Raw genomic sequence first — 23,071 nt, 5'->3', positions numbered from 1 at the left:
AGCGCACGCTTGAGTGTAGGCTATGGCTCGCCTAAGTCGCGAGGCATGAGCTCGACCAACGACATCCGCCGTTCCTTTCTCGATTACTTCGGGTCCAACGGGCACAGCATCGTGCCCTCGGCGCCGCTGGTGCCGCAGAACGACCCGACGCTGATGTTCGTCAATGCGGGCATGGTGCCGTTCAAGAACGTCTTCACCGGGCTGGAATCGCGGCCGTACACGCGCGCGACCTCCTCGCAGAAGTGCGTGCGGGCGGGCGGCAAGCACAACGACCTCGACAATGTCGGCTACACCGCGCGGCATCACACCTTCTTCGAGATGCTGGGCAATTTCTCGTTCGGCGACTACTTCAAGGAACAGGCGATCACCCATGCCTGGACGCTGCTGACCCGCGAATGGGGGCTGCCGGCGGACAAGCTGCTGGCCACCGTCTACCATACGGACGACGAGGCGTTCGATCTGTGGAAGAAGATCGCGGGCCTGCCCGAGCACCGCATCATCCGCATCCCGACGAAGGACAATTTCTGGGCGATGGGCGAGAACGGACCGTGCGGACCGTGCTCCGAGATCTTCTACGACCATGGCGAGCACATCGCCGGCGGCCCTCCCGGCAGCCCGGACGAGGATGGCGACCGGTTCATCGAGATCTGGAACCTCGTCTTCATGCAGTTCGAGCAGGAAGCCAACGAGATCGTCGGCGAGCTGCCGAAGAAGTCGATCGACACCGGCATGGGGCTGGAGCGCGTTTCCGCGGTGCTCCAGGGCGTGCACGACAATTACGACACAGACACGTTCAAGGCGCTGATCGCCGCTTCCGGCGCGCTGACGCACACGCATACGACCGGCGAGAACCAGGCGAGCCACCGGGTGATCGCGGACCATCTGCGCTCGGCCGGCTTCCTGGTGGCGGACGGCGTGCTGCCGGCGAACGAGGGGCGCGGCTATGTGCTGCGGCGGATCATGCGGCGCGCGATGCGCCATGCGCATCTGCTGGGCGCAAAAGAGCCGCTGATGCACCGGCTGGTGCCGGCGCTGGTCGCCGAAATGGGCGCGGCCTATCCGGAGCTGGTGCGGGCGCAGCCGCTGATCGAGGCGACCCTGCAGCAGGAAGAAACGCAGTTCCGCCGCACGCTGGACCGCGGGCTGAAGCTGCTGGACGAGGCGACGGCGGGGCTGGGCGAAGGCGACACGCTGCCCGGCGAGACGGCGTTCCGGCTCTACGATACGTTCGGCTTCCCCTATGACCTCACCGAGGATGCGCTGCGCGCACAGGGGCTGGCGGTGGACCGTGCCGGCTTCGACAGCGCCATGGCCGAGCAGAAGCGTGCGGCGCGCGCGGCATGGAAGGGTTCGGGCGCGAAGGCTTCCGACGAACTGTGGTTCGACTTGGTCGAGGAAGCGGGCGCGACCGAGTTCCTCGGCTATTCGAGCGACAGCGGCGAGGGGCAGGTGCTGGCGCTCGTCAAGGATGGCGTGCGCGTGGAGCATGCGACTGCCGGCGACGCGGTGGACGTGATCGTCAACCAGACGCCCTTCTATGCCGAAAGCGGCGGGCAGGTGGGCGACGCCGGCAGCATCACCGGTGAAACGGGGCTGCGCGCGGCGGTGCGCGATACGTCCAAGCAGCTCGGCAAGCTGTTCGTCCACCATGCCGTGGTGGAGGACGGCACGATCAAGGTAGGCGACGCGGTTCGCCTGCAGATCGACGTCGCGCGGCGGGGACGCATCCGGGCGAACCATTCCGCGACGCACCTGCTGCACGAGGCGCTGCGCCAGCGGCTGGGGAGCCATGTCGCGCAGAAGGGCTCGCTGGTCGCGCCGGAGCGGCTGCGCTTCGACGTGTCGCATCCGAGCGCGATGAGCGTGGGCGAACTGGCCGATGCGGAAGCGGCGGTGAACGAGCAGATCCGCGGCAACGGCGCGGTGGTCACCCGGCTGATGACGCCCGACGACGCGATCAAGATGGGCGCCATGGCGCTGTTCGGGGAGAAATATGGCGACGAGGTGCGCGTCGTCTCCATGGGCAGCGAGGATGACGGCCGCACCTACTCGATCGAGTTGTGCGGCGGCACGCATGTGAATGCGCTGGGCGATATCGGGCTGTTCAAGGTGGTCGGCGAGAGTGCGGTTTCCTCGGGCGTGCGGCGCGTCGAGGCGCTGACCGGCGAGGCGGCGCGCCAGTATCTGACCGGCCGCGACGACAAGCTGCGCGAGGCGGCGGCGGCGCTGAAGGCCACGCCCGACGAGGTGCCGGCCCGCGTCGTCTCGCTGCTGGAGGAACGGCGGCGGCTGGAGCGCGAACTGGCGGAGGCGAAGAAGGCGCTGGCGCTCGGCGGGGGCGGGGGCGCTGCGCCGGCCGGGCCGGAGCAGGTTGGCGGCATCAACTTCGTCGGCCAGGTGCTCGACGGCTTTGAGGCCAAGGGCCTGCGCGGTGCGGTGGACGAGGCCAAGGGCCGGATCGGCTCGGGCGTGGCGGCGCTGGTGGCGATCAACGACGGGCGCGCCTCGATCGCGGTGGGGGTTACCGACGATCTCGTCGGGTCGCTGAGCGCGGTGGAACTGGTGAAGCTCGGCGTGGCGGCGCTGGGCGGGCAGGGCGGCGGCGGTCGCCCGGACATGGCGCAGGGCGGCGGGCCGGACGCAAGCCAGGGAGCGGCGGCGCTGGACGCGATCCGCGCGGCGCTGGCGGAAGCGACGGCGGCGGCATAACGGCCGTCGGGCGCTTCACCAGCCGGTAACGGCTTTGCGGCAGGGCAAGCGGCACGGAGGTGTCCATGCCGTTGCTGTTCCTCGCATTGCCCCAGGCCGCGCCGACCTTCACCGTGCGAACGCCGCCGCCGGTGGTCGTCACCTCCGCGCCGATGCGAACGGTGGCGGAGACGCCCCGGCCCGCGGAAAGCTATACCGTCGACGTCGAGGTGCGGGCGGGGCCTGCGCTGCTGTGGGCCGGCAGCCTGCGGGTGGCCACCGGCCAGTCGTCGCGCTTCTCGCGCAACCAGTCGGAGCCGACCGCGCCAGGGTGTGCGCCGGCTCGGGAGCGCTCGATCGACACCGCCTTCACGTTCGCGCTGTCGCCCCGCTATACCTACACGCCGGAACAGGGCGGTCGCGTGACCCTCTCGGTGCGCTGGAGCCGTCCGGCGGATACGAACTGCGCGGACGGCAGCGGGCTGCGAACGGTGGAAGTGAGCGAGGACCTGGTCCTGTCGCCGGGGGCGACGGTGACGGTGCGGGGCGATGCGGACCTGAGCGTCAAGCTGCACCGCCGCTGAGCGCTAGCGCGTCAACGCCGGGCGGCATGCGCTTCGGCGCGGGCCAGCAGCGCGTCCAGATCCTCGCGGCTGATATCGAAGCTTTCGTGCATCTCGGCGAGGGCCGCGTCGATGTCCGACGGGGCGAAGCGCGGCCCCGGCGCGGGCGCCAGCCTGTGCGGGTAGCTGTGGCCGCTGATCCGGTGAAAGGCGATGCCGAGCAGCACCAGCAGGACGGAGTTCACGGCAACGGGCCAGAACGCGAAGGCGAAGCCGGCGGCGTGGATCGCCGGGCCGCCGATCACCGCCGTCAACGCTGCGGCGCCGCCGGGCGGGTGAAGGCAGCGGAGCAGCGACATGACCAGGATCGCGGCGCCCACCGCGACGCCGGCGGCGAGCGCCGCGTCGGGCACGATCCTTGCGACCGCCACGCCGACCAGCGCGGAAAGCGTGTTTCCGCCAACCACCGACCAGGGCTGCGCCAGGGGGCTGGCGGGAACGGCGAACACCAGCACCGCCGAGGCTCCCAGCGGGGCGACGAGGAACGGCAGGTCCGCGCTTGCCAGCGGCACCAGGCGGCACAGGGCGGCCGTCGCAGCAAGGCACAGCAGCGCGCCGAGACAGGCGACCAGCCGGTCGCTCCACCGCGCGCCGGGTAGCAGCAGGGCAAAGCGCATCGCTTCAGGTCGCGTCCTGCGTGCGCAGGCGGCGGATGCGCGGTTCGCGCTCCAGCTCGGCCTCGGCCCTGATCGACTGGCGCAGCTCGTCGCGCTTCTCATGGATGGACGCGATCACCGGTCCCATCGCGACACCCAGATCGACCAGCAGCGCTTCCGAAAGCTGCAGCGAGCTTTCCAGCGTCTCGGGCACCGCGTCCGTGACGCCCGCGCGATACAGCTGCGCGGCATGGTGCGCATCGCGCGCGCGGGCGACAATGGTCAGGCCGGGCACCCAGCCGCGAACCCGGCGGGCAAGGCGGACGGTGAGCACCGGATCGTCCATGGTCAGCACCAGCGCATCGGCCCGTCCGAGGTTCAGGCGATCAACAAGCTCGGGCCGCGCGACGTCGCCGAACATCACCGGATAGCCGTCCCGCCGGGCCTCGGCGACGGCATCGATATCCGCCTCCACCGCGGTGAACGGCTTGCCATGGGCGCGCAGCATGTCGCACACCATGCGCCCGACCCGGCCGAAGCCGATGACCACCGTTCCCGGCCCGACTTCCGCCACTTCGGCCTCCACGTCCTCGCCTGTGCCGCGCATCTCGATACGGCGCGCCGCGGACTTGCCGGCCTGCGCCAGCAACGGCGTGATCGTCAGGCCGATCGCGGTCACCGTCTGCCAGTAGCTCGCGGTGGACGGCTGGATGAGCTGGGCCTGGGCGGCCGTTGCGAGGACGATCAGCGTGGTTTCGCCGGGGCTGGACATCAGCATGCCGGTTTCGGCGGCAACCGCGCTGCGGATGCGCGACAGCTTCAGGAGGCCGAACGTCACCAGCGCCTTCACCGCCACGACCCCGGCGATGCCCAGCAGCAGCGACTGCCAGTTCTCCGCGATGAGGCGGAGATTGAGGCTCATGCCCACGGTGATGAGGAACACGCCCAGCGCCAGGCCCTTGAACGGCGCGGTCATCACCTCGACTTCGCTGTGATACTCCGTCTCGGCGATCAGGAGCCCGGCGAGCAGCGCGCCGACGATGGGCGAAAGGCCCGCCGCGGCCGTGGCAAGGCTGGCGACGATCACGACCAGCAGCGAGATCGCCAGGAACAGTTCCGGGCTCTTGGTGCGCGCGGCCTGGCCGAACAGGCGCGGCAGGAAGATGCGGCCGCCGATGAACATGATCGCCACGGTGATGAAACCGCGCAGCAGCACGCCCATGATCCCGGCCCATCCCTGGTCGGCGGTGGGCGCCATGGCGCCGAGCGCGAAGATGATGGGGACGAGCGCGAGATCCTCGAACAGGAGCATGGCGAAGGCGGGGCGGCCGACCGGGCTGCTCGTGCCGGCGATCGGCAGGATCAGCGCGGTGGACGACAGCGCAAGCGCAAGACCGAGCCCGATCGCACCGGCCCAGCCCTGGCCGAGCAGGTTCAGGCCGAGGCCGATGATCGCCGCCGCGCCGATCAGCTCCGCCGCGCCGAGGCCGAACACGGACGCGCGCATCGCCCACAGGCGGCGCAGGGAGAGTTCGAGCCCGATCGAAAAGAGGAGCAGAACGATGCCGAACTCGGCGAACGGCTCGATCGCATGCGCATCGGAGATGGTGAGGTAATAGAGCCAGGGGTAATCGCGCACGAGCGTGCCCAGCCCCGAAGGGCCGACCAGCAGGCCGACCAGGATGAAGCCGATCACCGGACTCACCTTGAAGCGCGCGAACGCCGGAATCACGATGCCCGCCGCGCCAAGGATCACAAGAGTGTCGCTGAAGCCCGTATTTTCCAATCCGATCGCCATGGCGGCATGTAGACAGGTAGCGGCGGGTTTGTCAGGTCATGCGGACAGTTTTTGTGCTTTGGGCCGAGCCGGCGCGCCTTGATCTGGTAGCGGCGGCCGCTGGCATCGCAAGCGTCGAAGGCGGCACGGGAGTTGGGCTCCAGCGTCCAGCCGAAGGCGCGGGCGAACAACGTTTCGGCATAGTCGCCGACCGGAGAATAGGACACGCCCTAGCCGAGCGGATGGTGCCGCGGGCGCGTAGTTCCTCCAGAACGCCGGCGTAGAGCGAAAGAAGGACAGCTTCCCCGTGGCCGGCAAGCGCGCTGCGCTCGGCAGGCTGGCCGACTGCGGCTGCATCGTGATCGATGAAGGACGCGTAGGCTGTCAGTGCGGCGCGACAGTTGCGAACGCTGGCCGGGGCACGCCGGCGGACGACAGCCGCAGGGCGAGTGCATCGACAGGGTCTTTGCCGAGCAGAGTGGTATCGAGATCGAGTGCGAGCACGCGCTCTACCCGGCGGAGATAGGCAAAATAGCTTCCCGCGCTGGCCTCGCTGATGCGGCGAACCAGCCAAGCGCGGAAAGCATCTTCTCTTATCGATCAGGCGGCGGTCGCGCCCATCTTGGTTTCGAGGTTCTTCACGATCGCCTCGAAGAACTGCTCGGTGGTCATCCAGGGCTGGTCCGGGCCGATGAGGATGGCGAGGTCCTTGGTCATCTGGCCCTGCTCGACCGTCTCGACGCAGACCCGCTCCAGCGTCTCGGCGAACTGCGTCACCTCCGGCGTGTTGTCGAACTTGCCGCGATACTTGAGGCCGCCGGTCCAGGCGAAGATCGAGGCGATCGGGTTGGTGGAGGTCGCCTTGCCCTGCTGGTGCATGCGGTAGTGGCGGGTGACGGTGCCGTGCGCGGCCTCGGCCTCCACGGTCTTGCCGTCGGGGGTGAGCAGCACGGAGGTCATCAGGCCGAGCGAGCCGAAGCCCTGGGCGACCTGATCCGACTGCACGTCGCCGTCATAGTTCTTGCAGGCCCAGACGAACTCGCCGTTCCACTTCAGCGCGGAGGCGACCATGTCGTCGATCAGGCGATGCTCGTAGACGATGCCGGCTTCCTGGAACTTGTCCTTGAACTCGGCCTCGAACACCTCGGCGAACAGGTCCTTGAAGCGGCCGTCATAGGCCTTGAGGATGGTGTTCTTGGTGGACAGGTACACCGGCCACTTCAGGTTCAAGCCGTAGTGCATCGAGGCGCGGGCGAAGTCGCGGATCGAATCGTCGAGGTTGTACATGCCCATGGCGACGCCCGACGAGGGGAACTGGAACACCTCCTCGTCGATCACGGTGCCGTCCTCGCCCTCGAACACCATGCGCAGCTTGCCCGGCCCGGGGACGCGGAAGTCGGTGGCGCGGTACTGGTCGCCGAAGGCGTGGCGGCCGACGACGATCGGGTGCGTCCAGCCGGGGATCAGGCGGGGAACGTTCTTGATGACGATCGGCTCGCGGAAGACAACGCCGCCCAGGATGTTGCGGATGGTGCCGTTGGGCGACTTCCACATCTTCTTGAGGCCGAATTCCTCGACGCGCGCCTCGTCCGGCGTGATGGTGGCGCACTTGACGGCGACGCCGTATTTCTGGGTGGCCTTGGCCGCATCCACGGTGATGCGGTCCTCGGTTTCGTCGCGCTTCTCGACGGAGAGGTCGTAATATTCGAGATCGATGTCGAGGTACGGAAGGATCAGGCGCTCGCGGATCCACTGCCAGATGATCCGCGTCATCTCGTCGCCGTCGATCTCCACGACAGGCGTCTTCACCTTGATCTTAGCCATCGAAACTCTCTTTCCGTAGGGGAGGTTGCGGCGTGTCCTAGGAGCATGGACAGCGGGGATCAACCGGCCCGATCCTTGTTGTGCGTCAAGTGCGGTTGTCCTCCCGCGCCGGGCGGGATAGACGAGGGCGATGGCCTCTCTCGACAAACCACCGGTGGTGACCACCACGGTGAAGTGGCGCTTTCCGGACGTGCATCCGGAAGGCCGCAAATATATCGCGATTTCCGCTGTTCTGGTGCTGCTGTCCTGGTTCTTCCTGTGGGACATCGTCACCTGGCCGTTGATCGGCCTGACGATCTGGGTGGCGGCGTTCTTCCGCGATCCGGTGCGCGTGACGCCGCAGGGCGAAGGGCTGATCGTGGCGCCCGCGGACGGGCTCGTTACCATGATCGAGCGCGTGCCCGTTCCGCGCGAACTGGCCGGGCCGAACGGCCTGGGCGAGGCGCCGCTGGTGCGCGTGTCGATCTTCATGTCGGTGTTCGACGTGCACATCAATCGCTCGCCAATCGCGGGCACGATCCGGCAGGTCGTCTATATCTCCGGCAAGTTCCTGAACGCCGATCTCGACAAGGCGAGTGAGGAGAACGAGCGCCAGCACGTGGTGGTGGAAGGCCGCGACGGGCAGCGGATCGGCTTCACCCAGATCGCCGGGCTGGTGGCCCGCCGCATTGTCGGCTTCGTGAAGCCGGGCGACATGGTGGCGGCCGGCCAGCGCGTGGGCCTGATCCGCTTCGGCAGCCGGGTGGACGTCTACCTGCCGGACGGCATCGCGCCGCAGGTGGCGCTGGGCCAGCGCAGCATCGCCGGCGAGACGGTGCTCGGTCGCCCGCACGTGCCCGCCGCGCTTGGCGTATCGCAATAACCGTGCGCCCTTCCTTGCCCCGGATGCGTCGCGGGCTGCCGCTGCGGGCGGTGGTGCCCAATGCGGTCACCGCGCTGGCGCTATGCTCCGGGCTCACCGGCATCCGCTTCGCCATTGCCAGCCAGTGGGAAACGGCGGTGCTGATGATCCTCCTGGCCGGCGTGCTGGACGGTCTGGACGGGCGCATCGCCCGGTTCCTCCGGGGCGAAAGCCGGTTCGGCGCGGAGCTCGATTCGCTCAGCGATGCGATCTCCTTCGGGGTGTCGCCGGCACTGATCCTGTATCTGTGGTCGCTGATGCTGGTGCCGCGGCTCGGCTGGCTGGTGGCGCTGATCTTTGCCGTGTTCTGCGCGCTGCGCCTCGCCCGGTTCAATGCGCAGATCGACCTGACCGAGCAGCCGCACAAGTCCGCCGGGTTCCTGACCGGCGTGCCGGCGCCGGCCGGCGCCATGCTGGCGATGCTGCCGCTCTACCTGTGGTTCTGGAGCGGCGAGCCGGTGTTCGCCTCGCCCTGGCTCGTCGCGCCCTGGGTTGCGCTGGTTGCGCTGCTGATGGTGTCCAGCGTGGCGACCTTCTCCTGGTCGTCCCTGCGCCTGCGCAGGAACATCCGCTTCGAGGCGCTGGCCGGGCTGGTGCTGGTGGGGGCGGCGGTGATCGCCGCGCCGTGGCAGATGCTGTCGCTGGTGTGCGTCGCCTATGCCGCGACGATCCCGTTCAGCTATCGCGCCTACGCGAAGATCAGGCGGCTACGCGCCAGTTCGCCACCGGCGCCGTGACCGCGGAGGTGCCCGCAAACGAGCGGGTCCGACGACGCTCGCCAATGACGATGCGGTGCTGGCTGGCCAGCGCGGGATCTTCCCGGCCGGCAAGAACGGCGCGGATGCGCGGCAATGCCGGAACGAGCGTAAAGGCGAACACCCAGGCGACAAGGGCGAAAGCGAAAGCGAAAACCAGAACCGTGGAAACCATCGTCATCGGCCCAACTCCCTGAATCTTGGGCTGGAATTTGGATGGAACAACGCCGCCAATTCGAACGCGGTTCCATGAGCCCGTTGTGATCTCCTAATGTTCCCCAATCGTTCCCTTGTCAATACTTGATCTTGCCCGGTCGCTCGTCTATGGCGCGCGCCTCAACCCCGCATGGGGAGCATACATACCGGTGTCGCGAGGCTTTGGAGCCTCACTCGATTCCCGCTCCCCAGAGGCATAACCGGAAGGAAGAAGATTATGGCGGCCCCTGTCGTCACCATGCAGCAATTGCTCGAAACCGGCGCTCACTTCGGTCACCAGACCCACCGCTGGAACCCGAAGATGAAGCCCTACATCTTCGGCGATCGCAACGGCGTCCACATCCTCGATCTCTCGCAAACGGTGCCGCTGTTCGCGCGCGCCCTCGAGTTCGTGTCGTCCACCGTCGCGGCCGGCGGCAAGGTGCTGTTCGTCGGCACCAAGCGCCAGGCGCAGGAGCCGGTGGCGGATGCGGCGCGTCGTTCGGGCCAGTATTTCGTCAACCATCGCTGGCTCGGCGGCATGCTGACCAACTGGAAGACGATCTCGGGCTCGATCAAGCGCTTCAAGGCGCTGGAAGAGCAGCTTGCGGGCGACACCGCCGGCCTCACCAAGAAGGAAGTGCTGCAGCTCACCCGCGAGCGCGACAAGCTGGAGCTGTCGCTGGGTGGCATCAAGGACATGGGCGGCATCCCGGACGTGATGTTCGTGATCGACGCCAACAAGGAAGAGCTGGCGATCAAGGAAGCCAACACGCTGGGCATCCCGGTGGTGGCGATCCTCGATTCGAACGTGTCGCCGGACGGCATCGCCTTCCCTGTGCCCGCCAATGACGACGCCGCGCGCGCCATCCGCCTCTACTGCGAGGCGATCGCCATTGCCGCGACCCGCGGTGGCCAGGAGCAGCAGCAGCGCCGCGGGGCCGATTTCGGCGCCATGGCCGAGCCGCCGCGCGAGGAAGCGCTGACCGTTTCGGCCGATCCGGAAGCGCCGGCTGCCGCGACCGAGGCCGAGATGGCCGTCGAGGGCGAGCGCCAGATCGACGCCTGAGCCTTTGGCCTGACCGCCGGGGCTTCGACAAGCCTCTCACCGTTCGTGCTGAGCCTGTCGAAGCACTGTCTTTCTCTTGCAACGATCGCAGGGGAAGGACGGCCCTTCGACAGGCTCGGGGCGAACGGTTTTTCATATATCCAACCGGCTGCCCTTCAGGGCGCCCACCAAGAGGAACACGAACATGGCCGAGATCACGGCAGCGATGGTCAAGGAACTGCGCGAAAAGAGCGGCGCGGGCATGATGGACTGCAAGAAGGCGCTGAACGAGACGAGCGGCGACCTGACGGCGGCGATGGACTGGCTGCGCACCAAGGGCCTGGCGGCTGCCGCCAAGAAGTCGAGCCGCACGGCGGCCGAGGGTCTGGTGGGCGTCGCGGTGAGCGGCACCACGGGCGCAGCGGTGGAGGTCAACTCCGAAACCGATTTCGTCGCCAAGAACGAGCAGTTCCAGGCGTTCGTGCGCGAGGTGACCCAGGTCGCGCTGGCGACCGGCGATGACCTCGAGGCGATCAAGGCGGCGGCGATGCCGTCGGGCACCACCGTCGAGGACGCGCTGACCAACAACATCGCCACGATCGGCGAGAACCAGACGCTGCGCCGCGCGCGCCGCCTGTCGGTGAACCAGGGCGCGGTGGTCAGCTATGTCCACAACCAGCAGGCGCCCGGCATGGGCAAGATCGGCGTGCTCGTCGCGCTCGAATCGGAAGCCGGTGCGGACGTGCTGGAGCCGCTGGGCAAGAACATCGCGATGCATGTCGCCGCCGCCTTCCCGCTGGCGCTGAACGCCGAGGGCATCGATCCTGCGGTGATCGAGCGCGAGGCGGCCATCGCTCGCGAGAAGAACGCGGAGAAGATCGCCGGCAAGTCCGAGGAGATCGCGGCCAAGATCATCAACGGCCCGGTGGACAAGTTCCGTCGCGAAAACGCGCTGCTCACCCAGGCGTTCGTGATGAACGACAAGCTGTCGATCCAGGACGTGATCGCGCAGGCGGGCAAGAAAGCCGGCACGAAGATCACGCTGGTGGACTATGTCCGCTTCCAGCTGGGCGAGGGCATCGAAAAGGAAGAAAGCGACTTCGCCGCCGAAGTCGCCGCAGCCTCGGGCGTGCCGCAGGGCGTCAACTGAGCCTGGTTCTCAGGTGAGAAAGTCGGGGCGGTCGCGATGCGGCCGCCCTTTCTTTTTGTCCTCGGCCGACCGCCCCTGAGCAGGGTCGGCTCCGCGCTGCCTAGGAGGCGGCGCGCGGCTGCGCGTCCAGGAAGCGGGCGACGTCGGCAAGGTCCACCGACCGGTCGAGGAACGTCCGGCCGATCCCGCGCGCCAGCAGGAACGGCAGGGTGCCCGCGTCCATCTTCTTGTCGTGCAGCATGTGATCGACCAGCCGCGCACCTGTGGCGCCGATGCCGGCAGCCGCGAGGCAATCGGGCAGGCCGACGGACCGGAAATGCGCGGCGACCCGCTCGGCGTCCTGTCCGGAGCAGAGGCCGCGATCGGCCGAATAGGCGAACGCCAGGGCGCAGCCGGCGGCCACGCCTTCGCCATGGATCAGCTTCTGCGAAAACCCCGTTTCCGCCTCGAGCGCGTGCCCGAACGTATGGCCGAGATTGAGCAGGGCGCGGGTCCCGTTCGTCTCATGCTCGTCGGCCGCGACGATGCGCGCCTTGGCCGCGACCGCATGCGAGATGGCGTGGGCACGCGCGGCAGGATCGCCCGCGAGCAAGGCGGCGCCGTTCGCCTCGCACCATTCGAAAAAGGCGAAGTCGTCGATCAGCCCGTATTTGACCACCTCGGCATAGCCGGCGCGCACTTCGCGCGGGGGCAGCGTATCGAGCACCGAGGGATCGATCAGGACCAGGCTGGGCTGGTGAAAGGCGCCGACCAGGTTCTTGCCCGCCCGCGTGTTGATCGCGGTCTTGCCGCCGACCGACGAATCGACCTGCGCCAGCAAAGTGGTGGGGACCTGCACGAAGCGGCAGCCGCGCTTCAGGATCGCGCAGGCGAAGCCGACGAGATCGCCGATCACGCCGCCGCCCAGCGCGATCACATGGTCGCGCCGCTCCACGCCGAGTTCGAGCAACCGGTCGACAAGGTCTGCCAGCGTGGCCCAGCTCTTGGAGGCCTCGCCCGGCGACAGCACGATCGCCTCGCTGCGCACGCCGGCGGTGGCAAGCGCCGCCTGGAGGGTCGCGAGATGGGGGCGGAGGTTCTCGTCCGTGACGATCGCCATCGGGCGACCGCGCGAGAGCGGCTGGAGATAATCGGCCGCGCGGGCGAGCAGGCCGTCCTGCACCAGCACGTCGTAGCTGCGGTCTCCGAGCGAGACCGGGACGGTGATCATCTGCCAAGCGCCTTCAGGATGGCAACCACCGTATGCTCGTGCGGGGCCTGGTGGCTGGAAACGTGGATCGGGGCCTCCGCGTAGATCGGATTGCGCACCGCGGCCAGTTCGCGCAGCACCTCGGCGGGATTGCGGTCCTTCAGCAAGGGACGGTGATTGCGGCGGCGCACCCGCTCCACCAGCACGTCGATGCGCGCATCGAGCCAGACGGCGGTCGACTGCGCGAGGATCAGTGCACGGGTTTCGGGATTGATGAAGGCGCCGCCGCCGGTGGCGATCACCTTGGGGGTGCCATCGATCAGGCGCTGGATCACGCGGCGTTCGCCGTCCCGGAAATGCGCCTCGCCGAACCGTTCGAAGATCTCGGCGACCGACATGCCGGCCGCCGCCTCGATCTCGTTGTCGGCATCCACGAACGGCAGGCGCAATCGGGCGGCAAGGCGGCGGCCCACGGTGGACTTGCCCACGCCCATCAGGCCGACCAGCACGATCGGTCGAAGAGGCGCTTCGGAAAGCGGCAAGGCGAGGCTTTGCAACATCGGATCGCGGGCTATACAGCGGCGACACGCGTGCGGCAAAGCGCGCGTTTCTCGCGTATCGGTTTGCAAGGGTTCGCCGTCATGTCCCGCCTCGTGGTTATCCTCATTGCCGTGCTGGTCGTGATCGTCGGCGGGCTGTTCCTGCTGGCGGGCAGCGCCAAGGAGCGGCCGCCGGTGCGCGTCGAAAAGGTCGTGCCGCTTGCGAATCTCCAGAGCTAGCGCCGGGCTGGGCGCGCTTGCGGCGGTGATCGCCGCGGGCCTGCCGGCATTGGCGCAGGAACGGCCCGAATCGATCCTGCCGCCCGGGTTCGGCGATCCGGTCACGACGCCGCCGCCACCGGTGGCGCGACCGACGATCGCGCCCCGTGCGACGCCGGTGCCACGACCCACCGTCAGCGGGACGCCTGCGGTCGCGCCGTTGCCGGGCGACGTGCCCACGCCGCTGCCTTCTGCTTCGCCCAGCGCGAGCCCGAGCCCGACGCCAACGGTGCCCGCCATCGCACGGTATCGCATGCCCGATTATGCGCGCCGATCGCTGGCGCTGGTCGGGGTGGAGGGCAGCGGCCTCCCGGCGGACGCCTTCGGCAACGCCGATGGACGACGGCTGGAGCGGCTGATGCGGCGCATCGACACGCCGCTCGCCTCCCGCTGGCTGCATATCGGCCTGCGCCGCATGCTGCTGGCGCCCCTGCGCACCCCGCGACGCGTGAACGGCGCGGACTTCGCCGCCGAGCGTGCCTGGCTGCTGCTGCGCATGGGCGAAGCGCCCGCCGCGCGCAGCGTGGTGCAGGCGGTGGACGACGAGAACTACACCCCGAAGCTGATGCAGATGGCGATGCAGTCGGCGCTGGCGAATGGCGATCCGGGCGCGCTGTGCGCCATTGCCGACGCTGCGGCGGTGCGCGATCCGGAGCGTGGATGGACGCTGGCGCAGGGCATGTGCGCGGGCATCACCGGGGAAAGGGCAAAGGCCAGGGCGATCTTCGCCGCCGCCCGCCGCCAGCGGGTGGCGCGCGGCGTGAACCTGCAACTGGCGCAAAAGGTCGCCGGCGCGGGCGCCAACGGCCGGCAGGTCATCACCATCGAATGGGCCGGCGTGCCGCAACTGACGATCTGGCGCTTCGGGCTGGCGCTGGCCACGGGGGTGGAGATCCCGCCCGACCTGCTTGCCAGCGTGGGGCCGCAGGTGCGGGCCTGGCGCGCGACGTCCCCCTTGCTGACGCCTGCGCAGCGGGCGGAGCCGGCGATGGACGCGGCGGCGCGCGGCGTGTTCTCGAACGCCGCGCTGGTCGATCTTTACGCCGCGATGGACGAGGGCGAGGACAATGCGGCCGCCGCGCAGGCGCTCGCGAACCGGTTGCGGCTCGCCTACACCGCTGCCGGCGCGAGCGAGCGGCTGGACGCGCTGAAGGCGATCTGGGACGAGCCCAAGGACGCGGCCGGGCGGCTTGGCCGGCTGGTGCTCACCGCGCGGGCCGCGGCGCGGGTGCCGGTGGGCGCCAGCGGGGCGGATGCGGACCGGCTGGTCGCCGCCATGCTGACCGCCGGCCTCGATCGCAGCGCGGCGCGGTGGAGCGGGACGGTGGCGGCCGGCAGTCCGGCCTGGGCCATGCTGGCGCTCTCCGACCCGGACCGGGAAGGGGCGGTCACGTCCTCCAGCGTGGAAGGGTTCGCGGGCGGCCGCCGGCGGCAGATGTTCTTTGCCGCGCTGGCCGGGCTCGGCCGGATGCGCGCCGAGGACGTGGAGTCGGCGGCACAATCGCTGGACGTGCGGATCGGCGCGGACAACGGCTGGACACGAGCGATCGATGCGGCCGCGTTCGATGGCGAGCCGGCCACCGTGCTGCTGCTGGCGGCGATCGGCATGCAGACGCAAAGCTGGGGCGGGGTGCCGCCGGAAGCGCTGTACCATGTCACCGCCGCGTTGCGCGCCACCGGACAGGAAGGCCTCGCACGGATGATCGCGGCCGAGGCGATCGGGCAGCTGTGAACGGGCAGGCGCCAGACGCGGCGCTGATCGACCGTTTCCTGGAGATGATGGCGGCCGAAAGCGGAGCGGCGGCAAACACCCTTGCGGCCTATCGCAGCGATCTCGCCCTGGCGTCCTCCTTCCTGGAAGGCGGGCTGGCAGCCGCGGACGCCCCTGCGCTGGAGCGGCTCGCCCATGACTGGCGCGATCTGTCGCGCGCCACCGTGGCCCGCAAATCGGCTGCTCTTCGCCGCTTTTTCGCGTTTCTGGCGGACGAGAACCACAGGAGCGACGATCCCGGCACCTCGCTGCCGCGTCCGGGGGCGGCGCGCGGCCTGCCCAAGACGCTGAGCCACCAGGACGTGGACCGCCTGTTCACGGCGATCGACGAGCGGCTCGCGCGCGTTCCGCTCGACCCGCGCGACCTGCGACTGGCGGCGCTGGTGGAGCTGCTTTACGGATCCGGCCTGCGCGCCAGCGAACTGGTGGCGATCCCGCGCAACGCGATTGCGCCCGACCGCCCCTATCTGATCCTGCGCGGCAAGGGCGGTCGCGAGCGGCTGGTGCCGATCTCCGATCGCGCCAGGGCGGCGGTGGCGGCGTGGCGCAACCATGTCGCGGCCGACCGCGCCTGGCTCTTCCCGTCCGGCAAGGCGCACCTGTCGCGCATCCGGCTCTATCAGCTGCTCAAGGCGCTGGCGGCGGAAGCCGGCATTCCGCCCGAGCGCGTCAGTCCGCACGTGCTGCGCCATGCCTTCGCCACGCACCTGCTGGAGGGCGGTGCCGATCTGCGCGCACTGCAATCCATGCTCGGCCATGCCGACATCGCCACCACTGAAATCTACACGCATGTCGACAGTTCGCGGCTGGTCGAACTGGTGAACACGCGGCACCCTTTGGCCGACCGGGAGCGGCGGCGCGTTGACGACGCGGTGCAAGCGCCCTAACTGCCGCGCGATGGTGGCCAGCTTCCTTGATTTCGAGAAACCCATCGCCGAGCTTCAGGCGCGGATCGACGAACTGCGCGAAACGGCCGAAGGCGGCACGATCGACATCGATGCGGAAATCCGCAAGCTTCAGTCGAAATCCGACAAGCTGCTGCGCGACACCTATGCGCGGCTGACCCCGTGGCAGAAGACGCAGGTCGCCCGCCATGCCGAGCGGCCGCACTTCAAGGATTATGTCGCCGGCCTGTTTGACAGCTGGATGCCGCTCGCCGGCGACCGCGCCTTTGCCGACGACCAGGCGATCCTGGGCGGCTTTGCCCGCTTTCGCGGCCGGCGGGTGATGGTGATCGGGCACGAAAAGGGCGACGACACCGCTACCCGGCTCCGCCACAATTTCGGCATGGGCAAGCCCGAAGGCTATCGCAAGGCGATCCGGCTGATGGAACTGGCCGATCGGTTCGGCCTGCCGGTAATCACCCTCGTGGACACCTCCGGCGCATTCCCCGGCGTGCAGGCGGAGGAGCGCGGTCAGGCCGAAGCGATTGCGCGCTCCACGGAAACCTGCCTGGCGCTGGGCGTGCCGCTGATATCCGCCGTTGTCGGTGAAGGCGGCTCCGGCGGCGCGATCGCCCTGGCTGCGGGCAATCGCGTGCTGATGTTCGAGCACGCGGTCTATTCCGTCATCTCGCCCGAGGGCTGCGCCTCCATCCTGTGGCGCACCGCCGAACGCGCCCCGGAGGCGGCGGAAGCGATGAAGGTGACCGCGCAGGATCTGCACGGGCTGGGCGTGATCGACGGAATCGTCGCCGAGCCGCTGGGCGGCGCGCATCGCGACCCCGCCGCGGCGATCGGCAGCCTCGGCACCGCGATCGAAACGGCGTTGGAAGAGCTGGCGGGCGAAACTCCGGAAGCGCTGCGACGTGGGCGGCGCAAGAAGTTTCTGGGCATCGGCCGGCTTTAACCGGGCGGCAGGTACAAGAAGGGCGGCGGAACCCAGGTCCCGCCGCCCCGATCCTGATCAGCGTGAGAGCTATCAGCCGCCGGCAGGCGAATTCTGCAGCCGCGTCGAAACGTTGCCGAAGGTGGTCTTCAGCTGGTTGCCCAGGCCCTGCATGGCGGCGATGGCGGCAACGGCGATCAGCGCGGCGATCAGGCCGTACTCGATGGCGGTCGCGCCCTTGTTGTTCTTGATGAACTTGCGAATGGTCTGCATTTCCGGTCTCCGATAAACGATACTTCAGTCACCCGGCTGAGCCGGAGAACCGGATCAGCGATGCGATTCCTAGGAGGGTGAGGTTGAGAAAGGTTTAAGCGGCGCGGGAACCTTTCGGGCCGTCGGCCAACCGGTCCGGTTCAGCGGCCCTGGCGCGCATCCTCGATCCTGGCCTGCGTGTTGTTCCACATGCCCGAGGTCGTGCGCGCGACTTCGATAAAGGTGGCGATCATGGTGATGGTGACCAACGCGGCGATCAGGCCGTATTCGATCGCCGTGCCGCCACGGCGACATCGAACAAGCCTTTCAGTCACCCTCCGAACCTTCACACGTCGCACCCCTTCCGAAAGGCGGTCCGGCCTTACGCCCGGAGCGTTAACGAATGGCTGACACCCTGCTTCTCCCGGTCGTCGCCGCCGCGATCCTGGACGGGGAGGGGCGATGCCTGGTCCAGCGCCGCCCCGTGGACAAGGAGCATGGCGGCCTGTGGGAGTTTCCGGGCGGCAAGGTGGAACCGGGCGAATCGCCGGAAGCTGCGCTGGCGCGCGAGATCGCCGAGGAGTTGCAGGTGACGATCGACGCGCCGGTGCCGCTTGCCTTTGCCAGCGAGGCTAGGGGGCCGCGCCACCTCCTCCTCCTGCTCTACCGGGTGGAGCGATGGACCGGCACGCCCCGGCCGCTTGCGGGATCGATCCTGCGCTGGTGCCGGCCGGCCGAGCTGCCCGGACTGGCGATGCCGCCGGCGGACCGCCCGCTTGCCGACGCGCTGATCGCCGGGAGCGGCAAAAACGCCGCGCACGGTTGACATGGCGGCACGCACGCCGCAAGTGCGCCGCCTTCCCGCAGTCGAGGCCCGATGGCGGAGTGGTGACGCAGAGGACTGCAAATCCTTGCACCCGGGTTCGATTCCCGGTCGGGCCTCCATCCGCCGCCGTCGCCTACATGCCGCGCCGGGATTCGCCCTCCTCCCGAACTTGTTCGAATTTGCGCCCGCACCTGCTTGGCGGAAGGGCGCGCCGGCGATACAAGCATCAGCAACATAGTGTATTGCGCAGCTATAACAGTTGTGCGACAGGGTGAGAACATGACCGATACCGCCATCGACACCGGCCGTTTCGCGGCCCAGCGCCAGGCCATGGTGGCCAGCCAGCTGCGTCCCAACGCCGTCAACGACCCGCGCGTGGTGGCCGCGATAAACGCGGTTCCGCGCGAGGCGTTCATCCCGGGCGAGCGGGGGCCGCTCGCTTACCGCGACTCCGCGCTGCCGCTGGGACGCGGACGCTTCCAGAACAACCCGATCGCCACCGGCCGGCTGCTGACCGAGGCCTATCTGCTGCCCGCCGACAAGGTGCTGCTGATCGGCGCGGCGGGCGGCTACACCGCGGCGGTGCTGGCGCGCCTCGTGGCGCATGTCACCGCGGTGGAAAGCGATCCCGAACTGGCCAGCTTCGCCAAGGGCGCGCTGGCGTTCGACACCAACGTCGTCGTCGTACAGGGGCCGATGGAGGCGGGCGCGCCGGACCATGCACCGTATGACGTGCTGGTGATCGACGGCTCCGTTGAGCATCTGCCGGCCGCGATCGTCGACCAGCTCGCACCCGGGGCGCGGGCAGTGGGCGGCGTGATCGACCGCGGCGTCACCCGTCTCGCCTCCGGTCGGCGCAGCGAGGGCGGCTTCGCGCTGAACGGCTTCGCCGACGTCGAATGCGTCCCTTTGCCGGGCTTCTCACGCCCGAGCAGCTTCACCTTCTAACCTTTCCAGACACAGCACGGGGCAGGATGCGACGGACTTATCTTCTGGCCGGTGCCGCGTTCGGGCTGGCTGCCTCGCCGGTGCTTGCCGTGCCCGCCGCTGCCGAGACGCTGCGCGAGGCGCTGGTCAAGGCGTATAACGGCAACCCGACCCTGACCGCGCAACGCGCGGCGCAGCGCGCCACGGACGAGAACGTGCCCATCGCGCGCGCGGCCGGACTGCCGGCGGTGAGCGTGGACGGCGGCTATACGGAGAACGTGCTGTCCGCCAGCAACGGCAACAGCAACAGCTTCAGCTCGCCCAACCGGCTGCTCAACTCCAGCGGCAGCGTGTCGGTGCCGCTGCTGACCTTCGGCGCGGTGCGCAATTCGGTTCGTGCCGCCGAGACGCGGGTGGATGCCGGGCGCTTCACCTTGCGCGGAACGGAGTCGGACCTCTTCACCGACGTGGTCGGCGCTTATATGGACGTGATCCGCGACGATGCCATTGTCGGGCTGAACCGGCAGAACGTCCGTGTCCTCGAAGTGAACCTGCAGGCCACGCGGGATCGGTTCCAGGTGGGTGACCTCACCCGCACCGACGTCGCCCAGTCCGATGCGCGCCTCGCCCTTGCCCGCAGTCAGCTGCAATCGGCGGAGGCGCGCCTGATCTCCAGCCGCGAGAACTATGTGCGCCTGGTCGGCACCCCGCCGGGCACGCTGGAGCAGCCGCCGGCGCTGCCCGCGCTGCCTGCATCGCCGGACCAGGCGGTGGATGTCTCGCTGGAGAACAATCCTGCGCTGCTGGCGGCGCAGCGGGCCCGTGACGCCACCGCCTTCGACATCGACGTGGCCAGGGCCGGGCGCCTGCCGCGGGTGAGCGCGGTGGTGGGCGGCGTCTACAACAATTATCTAGGCTCGCTGGGCTCCGGCACCGGCGTGCGGGTAGGGCAGGACAGCCTGTCGGCGCAGGGCGGCCTGCAATTCACGATCCCGCTGTTCCAGGGCGGCCGCCCCGCAGCGCAGGTGCGCCAGGCACAGGCCCGGCGCAGTCAGGCGATCGAACAGGTGACGGAGGCCGAACGCGGCGTGATCGCCTCCACGCGCTCCGCCTATGCCGTGTGGCGTTCCTCGCAGGAGGTGATCGCCTCCTCCGAAGTGGCGGTGAGCGCCAACAAATTGTCGCTGGAGGGCGTCCGCGCGGAGAACAGCGTCGGCAACCGCACCATTCTGGACATCCTGAACGCCGAGCAGGAGCTGCTGAACAGCCAGGTGAACCTCGTCACCGCGCGCCGCGATGCGTATGTCGCTGGTTTCGCGCTGCTGGCGTCGATGGGCCGCGCGCAGGCCCGCGACCTGAACCTGGAGGGGGCGGACCTCGCGCTCTATGATCCGGTCGCCAACTATGATCGCGTTCACCACCGCATCAACGACTTCGAAAGCGATCCGGAGCCGCAGGCGGTTGCCAGCGGCACCCGCGAGACGCCGGCGCAGACCGCCACCGTGGTGCAGCCGACGGATCCCAGCCTGAACAGCAATGTGGATCGCGGCGCCGCCATCCGCGGGGCGCCCAATCCCGGCGCCGCCAACAGGGCCGTTGACAGGAGCGGGGCTAATCCCGCAGGTGACGCTGCGCCGCGCCGGTAGCCGGGCGTGCGCTGGGGAGCTGCAATGGGCGATGTGAGCGCGGAGCCGTCGATGGAAGATATCCTGTCCTCGATCAAGCGCATCATCGCCGAGGAGGGCGACGGCGCGGTTTCCGCGCGCGCGCCGCGCCGTGCGCCGGCTCGCCCCGTTGCGCCGCCCGTCGCCGAGCCGGAGGACGAGGAAGAGGTGCTGGAGCTGAGCGAGCCGGCGCCTGCTCCCGAGCCTGCCGCGCCGCCCGCGCCGGCGCCCCTTGCGTCCGCGCCGCCGCGCGCTGCCCGCGCGCCCGAACCGGTGTCCGGCGAGCCGATCGTCTCCCGCGAGGCAGAGGAAGCGGCGCGCAGCCCGCTGACCGCGCTGTCGCGCCTTGTGGTGAAGCCGGAGGTCTCCGGCACCGATACCCTGGAGGGCATGGTGCGCGAGATGCTGCGTCCCATGCTGCGCGAGTGGCTGGACGCGAACCTGCCTGCGATGGTCGAGTCGATGGTTGCCAAGGAAATTGCGCGCATCACCGGCGCAGCCCGCTGACGGAACCGGCCCGGACCGACCGGGGTTAGCGGAACATGGATTTGGAAGACCGTCAGGGCATCACGGAACAGCACGATGAGTCGCGTGCGCCGCCCATCGCAGATGGGCGACCGCCTCATCAGGCACGCTCCGACATCTTCTTCGCGGCGGTGAAGACCACGCGGATGCCGATGATCGTCACCGATCCGCACCAGCCGGACAATCCGATCATCTTCTGCAACGAAGCCTTCGTCTATACGACCGGCTATTCCGAAGAGGAGATCCTCGGCGCCAATTGCCGCTTTCTGCAGGGTCCGGAAACCGATCGCACGGTGGTGGCGGAGATCCGCAAGGCGATCGCGGCGCGCGAAGAGATCGCCGTGGAGATCCTGAACTATCGCAAGAACGGATCGACCTTCTGGAACGCGCTGTTCATCTCGCCCGTCTACAACGAGGCTGGCGAACTCCTGTTCTTCTTCGCCAGCCAGCTGGATATTTCGCGGCGGCGAGAGGCCGAAAACGCGCTGCACGAGGCGCAGAAGATGGAGGCGGTGGGCAAGCTGACCGGCGGCATCGCGCACGACTTCAACAATCTGCTTCAGGTCATCCTGGGCTATGTCGACATCCTCGATGCGCCGGTGGACGCGGCGGACCGGCCGGCGCGGCGCGCGGTAGAGGCGATCGCCACCTCCGCCGACCGGGCCGCACAGCTGACGCAGCAACTGCTCGCCTTTGCCCGCAAGCAGGAACTCCGCGACCGGCTGATGAACTTCAGCTCGCTGGTGCGCGATTTCCGGCCGGTGATCGACCGCACGGTGGGCGACAGCGTGACGTTGCGGGTCGACCTGGCGGAGGAGCTGTGGAACTGCCGCGTCGATCCGGTGCAGGCGGAAATGGCGCTGCTCAACATCCTCGCCAATGCGCGCGACGCCACGAATGCCGCCGGCGAAATCCGGGTGACCGCGAGCAACGTGGTGGTGCCGCACGATGACCAGGCGCAGGGCAAGCTCGCCGATGGCGAGTATGTCCGCGTGGACATCGAGGACAATGGCCCCGGCGTGCCGGCCGACATCGCCGAGCGCATCTTCGACCCGTTCTTCTCCACCAAGGAGGTGGGGAAGGGCACGGGCCTGGGCCTCGCCATGGTCTACGGCTTCCTGCGCCAGTCGAACGGCATGGCCACGGTGGGGCACAGCGAGGCCCTGGGCGGCGCCTGTTTCCGCCTGTACTTCCCTCGCGCCACCGGCGCGCTGGAGCGCAAGGCACCGCAAGCTGCGCACAGCAATCCGGGCGGACAGGAACGCGTGCTGATGGTCGAGGACCAGCCGGACGTTGCGGCCCTCGGCGCCGCCATCCTGGGCGATCTGGGATATGACGTGGTGCATGCCAGCAGCGCGCGGGCGGCGCTGGACGTGCTCGCCGCCGACCAGAATTTCCACCTGCTGTTCACCGACATCATCATGCCCGGCGGAATGACCGGCGTGGCGCTCGCGCAGAGGGTCCGGCGCGATTATCCGCATACGCGCGTGCTGCTGACCACCGGTTTCGCCGACGACAATCTGGACGAGGGCAGCAACTCGTTCGAGCTGATCCGCAAGCCGTGGCGCCGGGCGGAACTCGACGCGAAGATCCGCGCGGTGCTGGATCGTCCCGGCGCGCGGACCTGAACGGCGGAGCCGGGGACACGTCGGCAGATTTCATCTGCCGTTCAGCTGCCGCTTTCTAGCTTTTCGTCCGCCTTCAACAGAGAATGC

Annotated in this window: 24 protein-coding genes and 1 tRNA gene; 16 read left to right on the top strand and 9 right to left on the bottom strand. The window is 68.9% G+C overall.

The window, feature by feature from the left end; translation table 11 throughout:
• Nucleotides 1-45 precede the first annotated feature (45 nt).
• Together alaS and DVW87_RS01800 are read left to right on the top strand one after the other, a co-directional pair.
• Nucleotides 46-2,709 (top strand): alanine--tRNA ligase, encoded by a 2,664-nt coding sequence (alaS, locus tag DVW87_RS01805; RefSeq protein ID WP_114686059.1) that lies wholly within the window; start codon nucleotides 46-48, stop codon nucleotides 2,707-2,709.
• 65 nt (nucleotides 2,710-2,774) lie between these two features.
• The gene (locus DVW87_RS01800) at nucleotides 2,775-3,272 is read left to right on the top strand and encodes a hypothetical protein (protein ID WP_114686058.1); all 498 of its coding nucleotides are present in this window, start codon (nucleotides 2,775-2,777) and stop codon (nucleotides 3,270-3,272) included.
• An 11-nt stretch (nucleotides 3,273-3,283) separates the two neighbouring features.
• On the opposite strand, the gene DVW87_RS01795 is transcribed toward DVW87_RS01800, so the two are convergent.
• The 4 genes from DVW87_RS01795 to DVW87_RS01785 all read right to left on the bottom strand — a co-directional run bounded on the left by DVW87_RS01795 (nucleotide 3,284) and on the right by DVW87_RS01785 (nucleotide 7,508).
• Nucleotides 3,284-3,928, bottom strand: a complete 645-nt coding sequence (locus DVW87_RS01795) for an HPP family protein (RefSeq protein ID WP_114686057.1) — start codon at nucleotides 3,926-3,928, stop codon at nucleotides 3,284-3,286.
• A gap of 4 nt (nucleotides 3,929-3,932) precedes the next feature.
• Nucleotides 3,933-5,705 carry a cation:proton antiporter domain-containing protein gene (locus DVW87_RS01790; protein WP_114686056.1) on the bottom strand — a complete coding sequence of 591 codons (1,773 nt, stop codon included), beginning with the start codon at nucleotides 5,703-5,705 and terminating at the stop codon, nucleotides 3,933-3,935.
• Nucleotides 5,660-5,911 carry a DUF6998 domain-containing protein gene (locus DVW87_RS17675; protein ID WP_147276179.1) on the bottom strand — a complete coding sequence of 84 codons (252 nt, stop codon included), beginning with the start codon at nucleotides 5,909-5,911 and terminating at the stop codon, nucleotides 5,660-5,662. Before DVW87_RS17675 ends, DVW87_RS01790 begins: the two co-directional genes overlap by 46 nt.
• 373 nt (nucleotides 5,912-6,284) lie before the next feature.
• Complete coding sequence (locus DVW87_RS01785) at nucleotides 6,285-7,508, bottom strand: NADP-dependent isocitrate dehydrogenase (RefSeq protein WP_114686055.1); 1,224 nt, start codon at nucleotides 7,506-7,508, stop codon at nucleotides 6,285-6,287.
• A gap of 130 nt (nucleotides 7,509-7,638) precedes the next feature.
• Here DVW87_RS01785 and DVW87_RS01780 point away from each other — a divergent pair, with 130 nt between their 5' ends.
• Both DVW87_RS01780 and pssA read left to right on the top strand, forming a co-directional pair.
• Nucleotides 7,639-8,370, top strand: a complete 732-nt coding sequence (locus DVW87_RS01780; protein ID WP_114686054.1) for a phosphatidylserine decarboxylase — start codon at nucleotides 7,639-7,641, stop codon at nucleotides 8,368-8,370.
• 23 nt (nucleotides 8,371-8,393) lie between these two features.
• Nucleotides 8,394-9,146 carry a CDP-diacylglycerol--serine O-phosphatidyltransferase gene (gene pssA, locus DVW87_RS01775; protein ID WP_114686053.1) on the top strand — a complete coding sequence of 251 codons (753 nt, stop codon included), beginning with the start codon at nucleotides 8,394-8,396 and terminating at the stop codon, nucleotides 9,144-9,146.
• On the opposite strand, the gene DVW87_RS01770 is transcribed toward pssA, so the two are convergent.
• A complete protein-coding gene (locus DVW87_RS01770) occupies nucleotides 9,109-9,345 on the bottom strand; it encodes a hypothetical protein (RefSeq protein WP_114686052.1) in 237 nt (78 codons plus the stop codon). The genes pssA and DVW87_RS01770 overlap by 38 nt on opposite strands.
• A gap of 252 nt (nucleotides 9,346-9,597) precedes the next feature.
• On the opposite strand from DVW87_RS01770, the gene rpsB reads away from it, so the two are divergent.
• Together rpsB and tsf are read left to right on the top strand one after the other, a co-directional pair.
• On the top strand, nucleotides 9,598-10,428 hold the full coding sequence (gene rpsB, locus DVW87_RS01765; RefSeq protein WP_114686051.1) for a 30S ribosomal protein S2: 831 nt from the start codon (nucleotides 9,598-9,600) through the stop codon (nucleotides 10,426-10,428).
• A 184-nt stretch (nucleotides 10,429-10,612) separates the two neighbouring features.
• Nucleotides 10,613-11,557, top strand: coding sequence for a translation elongation factor Ts (gene tsf, locus DVW87_RS01760; protein ID WP_114686050.1), 945 nt, complete (start codon nucleotides 10,613-10,615; stop codon nucleotides 11,555-11,557).
• A gap of 100 nt (nucleotides 11,558-11,657) precedes the next feature.
• On the opposite strand, the gene aroB is transcribed toward tsf, so the two are convergent.
• Together aroB and DVW87_RS01750 are read right to left on the bottom strand one after the other, a co-directional pair.
• The gene (gene aroB / locus DVW87_RS01755) at nucleotides 11,658-12,767 is read right to left on the bottom strand and encodes a 3-dehydroquinate synthase (protein ID WP_114686049.1); all 1,110 of its coding nucleotides are present in this window, start codon (nucleotides 12,765-12,767) and stop codon (nucleotides 11,658-11,660) included.
• Nucleotides 12,764-13,306, bottom strand: coding sequence for a shikimate kinase (locus DVW87_RS01750; RefSeq protein WP_114686048.1), 543 nt, complete (start codon nucleotides 13,304-13,306; stop codon nucleotides 12,764-12,766). The genes aroB and DVW87_RS01750 overlap by 4 nt, the downstream gene beginning before the upstream one ends.
• An 81-nt stretch (nucleotides 13,307-13,387) precedes the next feature.
• Between DVW87_RS01750 and DVW87_RS17945 the strand changes: the two genes are divergently transcribed.
• From DVW87_RS17945 to DVW87_RS01735, 4 genes are read left to right on the top strand one after another with little or no spacing between them, the layout of a single operon-like run.
• Nucleotides 13,388-13,525, top strand: coding sequence for a hypothetical protein (locus tag DVW87_RS17945; protein WP_181814680.1), 138 nt, complete (start codon nucleotides 13,388-13,390; stop codon nucleotides 13,523-13,525).
• The gene (locus DVW87_RS01745) at nucleotides 13,506-15,296 is read left to right on the top strand and encodes a hypothetical protein (RefSeq protein WP_114686047.1); all 1,791 of its coding nucleotides are present in this window, start codon (nucleotides 13,506-13,508) and stop codon (nucleotides 15,294-15,296) included. Before DVW87_RS17945 ends, DVW87_RS01745 begins: the two co-directional genes overlap by 20 nt.
• The gene (locus tag DVW87_RS01740) at nucleotides 15,293-16,222 is read left to right on the top strand and encodes a tyrosine recombinase (RefSeq protein WP_114686046.1); all 930 of its coding nucleotides are present in this window, start codon (nucleotides 15,293-15,295) and stop codon (nucleotides 16,220-16,222) included. Before DVW87_RS01745 ends, DVW87_RS01740 begins: the two co-directional genes overlap by 4 nt.
• 10 nt (nucleotides 16,223-16,232) lie before the next feature.
• Nucleotides 16,233-17,183, top strand: a complete 951-nt coding sequence (locus tag DVW87_RS01735; RefSeq protein ID WP_420822311.1) for an acetyl-CoA carboxylase carboxyltransferase subunit alpha — start codon at nucleotides 16,233-16,235, stop codon at nucleotides 17,181-17,183.
• 72 nt (nucleotides 17,184-17,255) lie between these two features.
• Here DVW87_RS01735 and DVW87_RS01730 read toward each other — a convergent pair whose 3' ends face one another.
• Together DVW87_RS01730 and DVW87_RS01725 are read right to left on the bottom strand one after the other, a co-directional pair.
• Nucleotides 17,256-17,435 (bottom strand): Flp family type IVb pilin, encoded by a 180-nt coding sequence (locus DVW87_RS01730; protein ID WP_114686045.1) that lies wholly within the window; start codon nucleotides 17,433-17,435, stop codon nucleotides 17,256-17,258.
• A 140-nt stretch (nucleotides 17,436-17,575) separates the two neighbouring features.
• Nucleotides 17,576-17,749: a Flp family type IVb pilin gene (locus DVW87_RS01725; protein WP_239017712.1), complete on the bottom strand. Its 174-nt coding sequence runs from the start codon at nucleotides 17,747-17,749 to the stop codon at nucleotides 17,576-17,578.
• Nucleotides 17,750-17,817: 68 nt separating this feature from the next.
• Here DVW87_RS01725 and DVW87_RS01720 point away from each other — a divergent pair, with 68 nt between their 5' ends.
• The 6 genes from DVW87_RS01720 (at nucleotide 17,818) to DVW87_RS01695 (ending at nucleotide 22,984) form a co-directional block, all read left to right on the top strand.
• Nucleotides 17,818-18,240, top strand: a complete 423-nt coding sequence (locus DVW87_RS01720) for a (deoxy)nucleoside triphosphate pyrophosphohydrolase (RefSeq protein ID WP_114686043.1) — start codon at nucleotides 17,818-17,820, stop codon at nucleotides 18,238-18,240.
• A gap of 45 nt (nucleotides 18,241-18,285) precedes the next feature.
• Nucleotides 18,286-18,359, top strand: a tRNA-Cys gene (locus DVW87_RS01715).
• A gap of 160 nt (nucleotides 18,360-18,519) precedes the next feature.
• Nucleotides 18,520-19,188, top strand: a complete 669-nt coding sequence (locus tag DVW87_RS01710) for a protein-L-isoaspartate O-methyltransferase family protein (protein ID WP_114686042.1) — start codon at nucleotides 18,520-18,522, stop codon at nucleotides 19,186-19,188.
• A gap of 26 nt (nucleotides 19,189-19,214) precedes the next feature.
• Complete coding sequence (locus DVW87_RS01705; protein ID WP_181814679.1) at nucleotides 19,215-20,813, top strand: TolC family outer membrane protein; 1,599 nt, start codon at nucleotides 19,215-19,217, stop codon at nucleotides 20,811-20,813.
• A 24-nt stretch (nucleotides 20,814-20,837) separates the two neighbouring features.
• A complete protein-coding gene (locus tag DVW87_RS01700; RefSeq protein ID WP_181814678.1) occupies nucleotides 20,838-21,338 on the top strand; it encodes a DUF2497 domain-containing protein in 501 nt (166 codons plus the stop codon).
• A gap of 35 nt (nucleotides 21,339-21,373) precedes the next feature.
• Nucleotides 21,374-22,984, top strand: a complete 1,611-nt coding sequence (locus DVW87_RS01695; RefSeq protein WP_114686041.1) for a histidine kinase famiy protein — start codon at nucleotides 21,374-21,376, stop codon at nucleotides 22,982-22,984.
• Nucleotides 22,985-23,071 lie beyond the last annotated feature (87 nt).

It is taken from the genome of Sphingomonas aracearum, from assembly GCF_003345355.1.
GTDB lineage: Bacteria > Pseudomonadota > Alphaproteobacteria > Sphingomonadales > Sphingomonadaceae > Sphingomonas > Sphingomonas aracearum.
This window is presented reverse-complemented; position numbering and strand designations above follow the sequence as displayed.

Coding starts and splice junctions, on each gene's coding strand:
- alaS (WP_114686059.1), top strand. CDS start 46: ATGAGCTCGACCAACGACATCCGCCGTTCCTTTCTCGATTACTTCGGG.
- DVW87_RS01800 (WP_114686058.1), top strand. CDS start 2,775: ATGCCGTTGCTGTTCCTCGCATTGCCCCAGGCCGCGCCGACCTTCACC.
- DVW87_RS01795 (WP_114686057.1), bottom strand. CDS start 3,928: ATGCGCTTTGCCCTGCTGCTACCCGGCGCGCGGTGGAGCGACCGGCTG.
- DVW87_RS01790 (WP_114686056.1), bottom strand. CDS start 5,705: ATGGCGATCGGATTGGAAAATACGGGCTTCAGCGACACTCTTGTGATC.
- DVW87_RS01785 (WP_114686055.1), bottom strand. CDS start 7,508: ATGGCTAAGATCAAGGTGAAGACGCCTGTCGTGGAGATCGACGGCGAC.
- DVW87_RS01780 (WP_114686054.1), top strand. CDS start 7,639: ATGGCCTCTCTCGACAAACCACCGGTGGTGACCACCACGGTGAAGTGG.
- pssA (WP_114686053.1), top strand. CDS start 8,394: ATGCGTCGCGGGCTGCCGCTGCGGGCGGTGGTGCCCAATGCGGTCACC.
- DVW87_RS01770 (WP_114686052.1), bottom strand. CDS start 9,345: ATGACGATGGTTTCCACGGTTCTGGTTTTCGCTTTCGCTTTCGCCCTT.
- rpsB (WP_114686051.1), top strand. CDS start 9,598: ATGGCGGCCCCTGTCGTCACCATGCAGCAATTGCTCGAAACCGGCGCT.
- tsf (WP_114686050.1), top strand. CDS start 10,613: ATGGCCGAGATCACGGCAGCGATGGTCAAGGAACTGCGCGAAAAGAGC.
- aroB (WP_114686049.1), bottom strand. CDS start 12,767: ATGATCACCGTCCCGGTCTCGCTCGGAGACCGCAGCTACGACGTGCTG.
- DVW87_RS01750 (WP_114686048.1), bottom strand. CDS start 13,306: ATGTTGCAAAGCCTCGCCTTGCCGCTTTCCGAAGCGCCTCTTCGACCG.
- DVW87_RS17945 (WP_181814680.1), top strand. CDS start 13,388: ATGTCCCGCCTCGTGGTTATCCTCATTGCCGTGCTGGTCGTGATCGTC.
- DVW87_RS01735 (WP_420822311.1), top strand. CDS start 16,233: ATGGTGGCCAGCTTCCTTGATTTCGAGAAACCCATCGCCGAGCTTCAG.
- DVW87_RS01730 (WP_114686045.1), bottom strand. CDS start 17,435: ATGCAGACCATTCGCAAGTTCATCAAGAACAACAAGGGCGCGACCGCC.
- DVW87_RS01720 (WP_114686043.1), top strand. CDS start 17,818: ATGGCTGACACCCTGCTTCTCCCGGTCGTCGCCGCCGCGATCCTGGAC.
- DVW87_RS01710 (WP_114686042.1), top strand. CDS start 18,520: ATGACCGATACCGCCATCGACACCGGCCGTTTCGCGGCCCAGCGCCAG.
- DVW87_RS01705 (WP_181814679.1), top strand. CDS start 19,215: ATGCGACGGACTTATCTTCTGGCCGGTGCCGCGTTCGGGCTGGCTGCC.
- DVW87_RS01700 (WP_181814678.1), top strand. CDS start 20,838: ATGGGCGATGTGAGCGCGGAGCCGTCGATGGAAGATATCCTGTCCTCG.
- DVW87_RS01695 (WP_114686041.1), top strand. CDS start 21,374: ATGGATTTGGAAGACCGTCAGGGCATCACGGAACAGCACGATGAGTCG.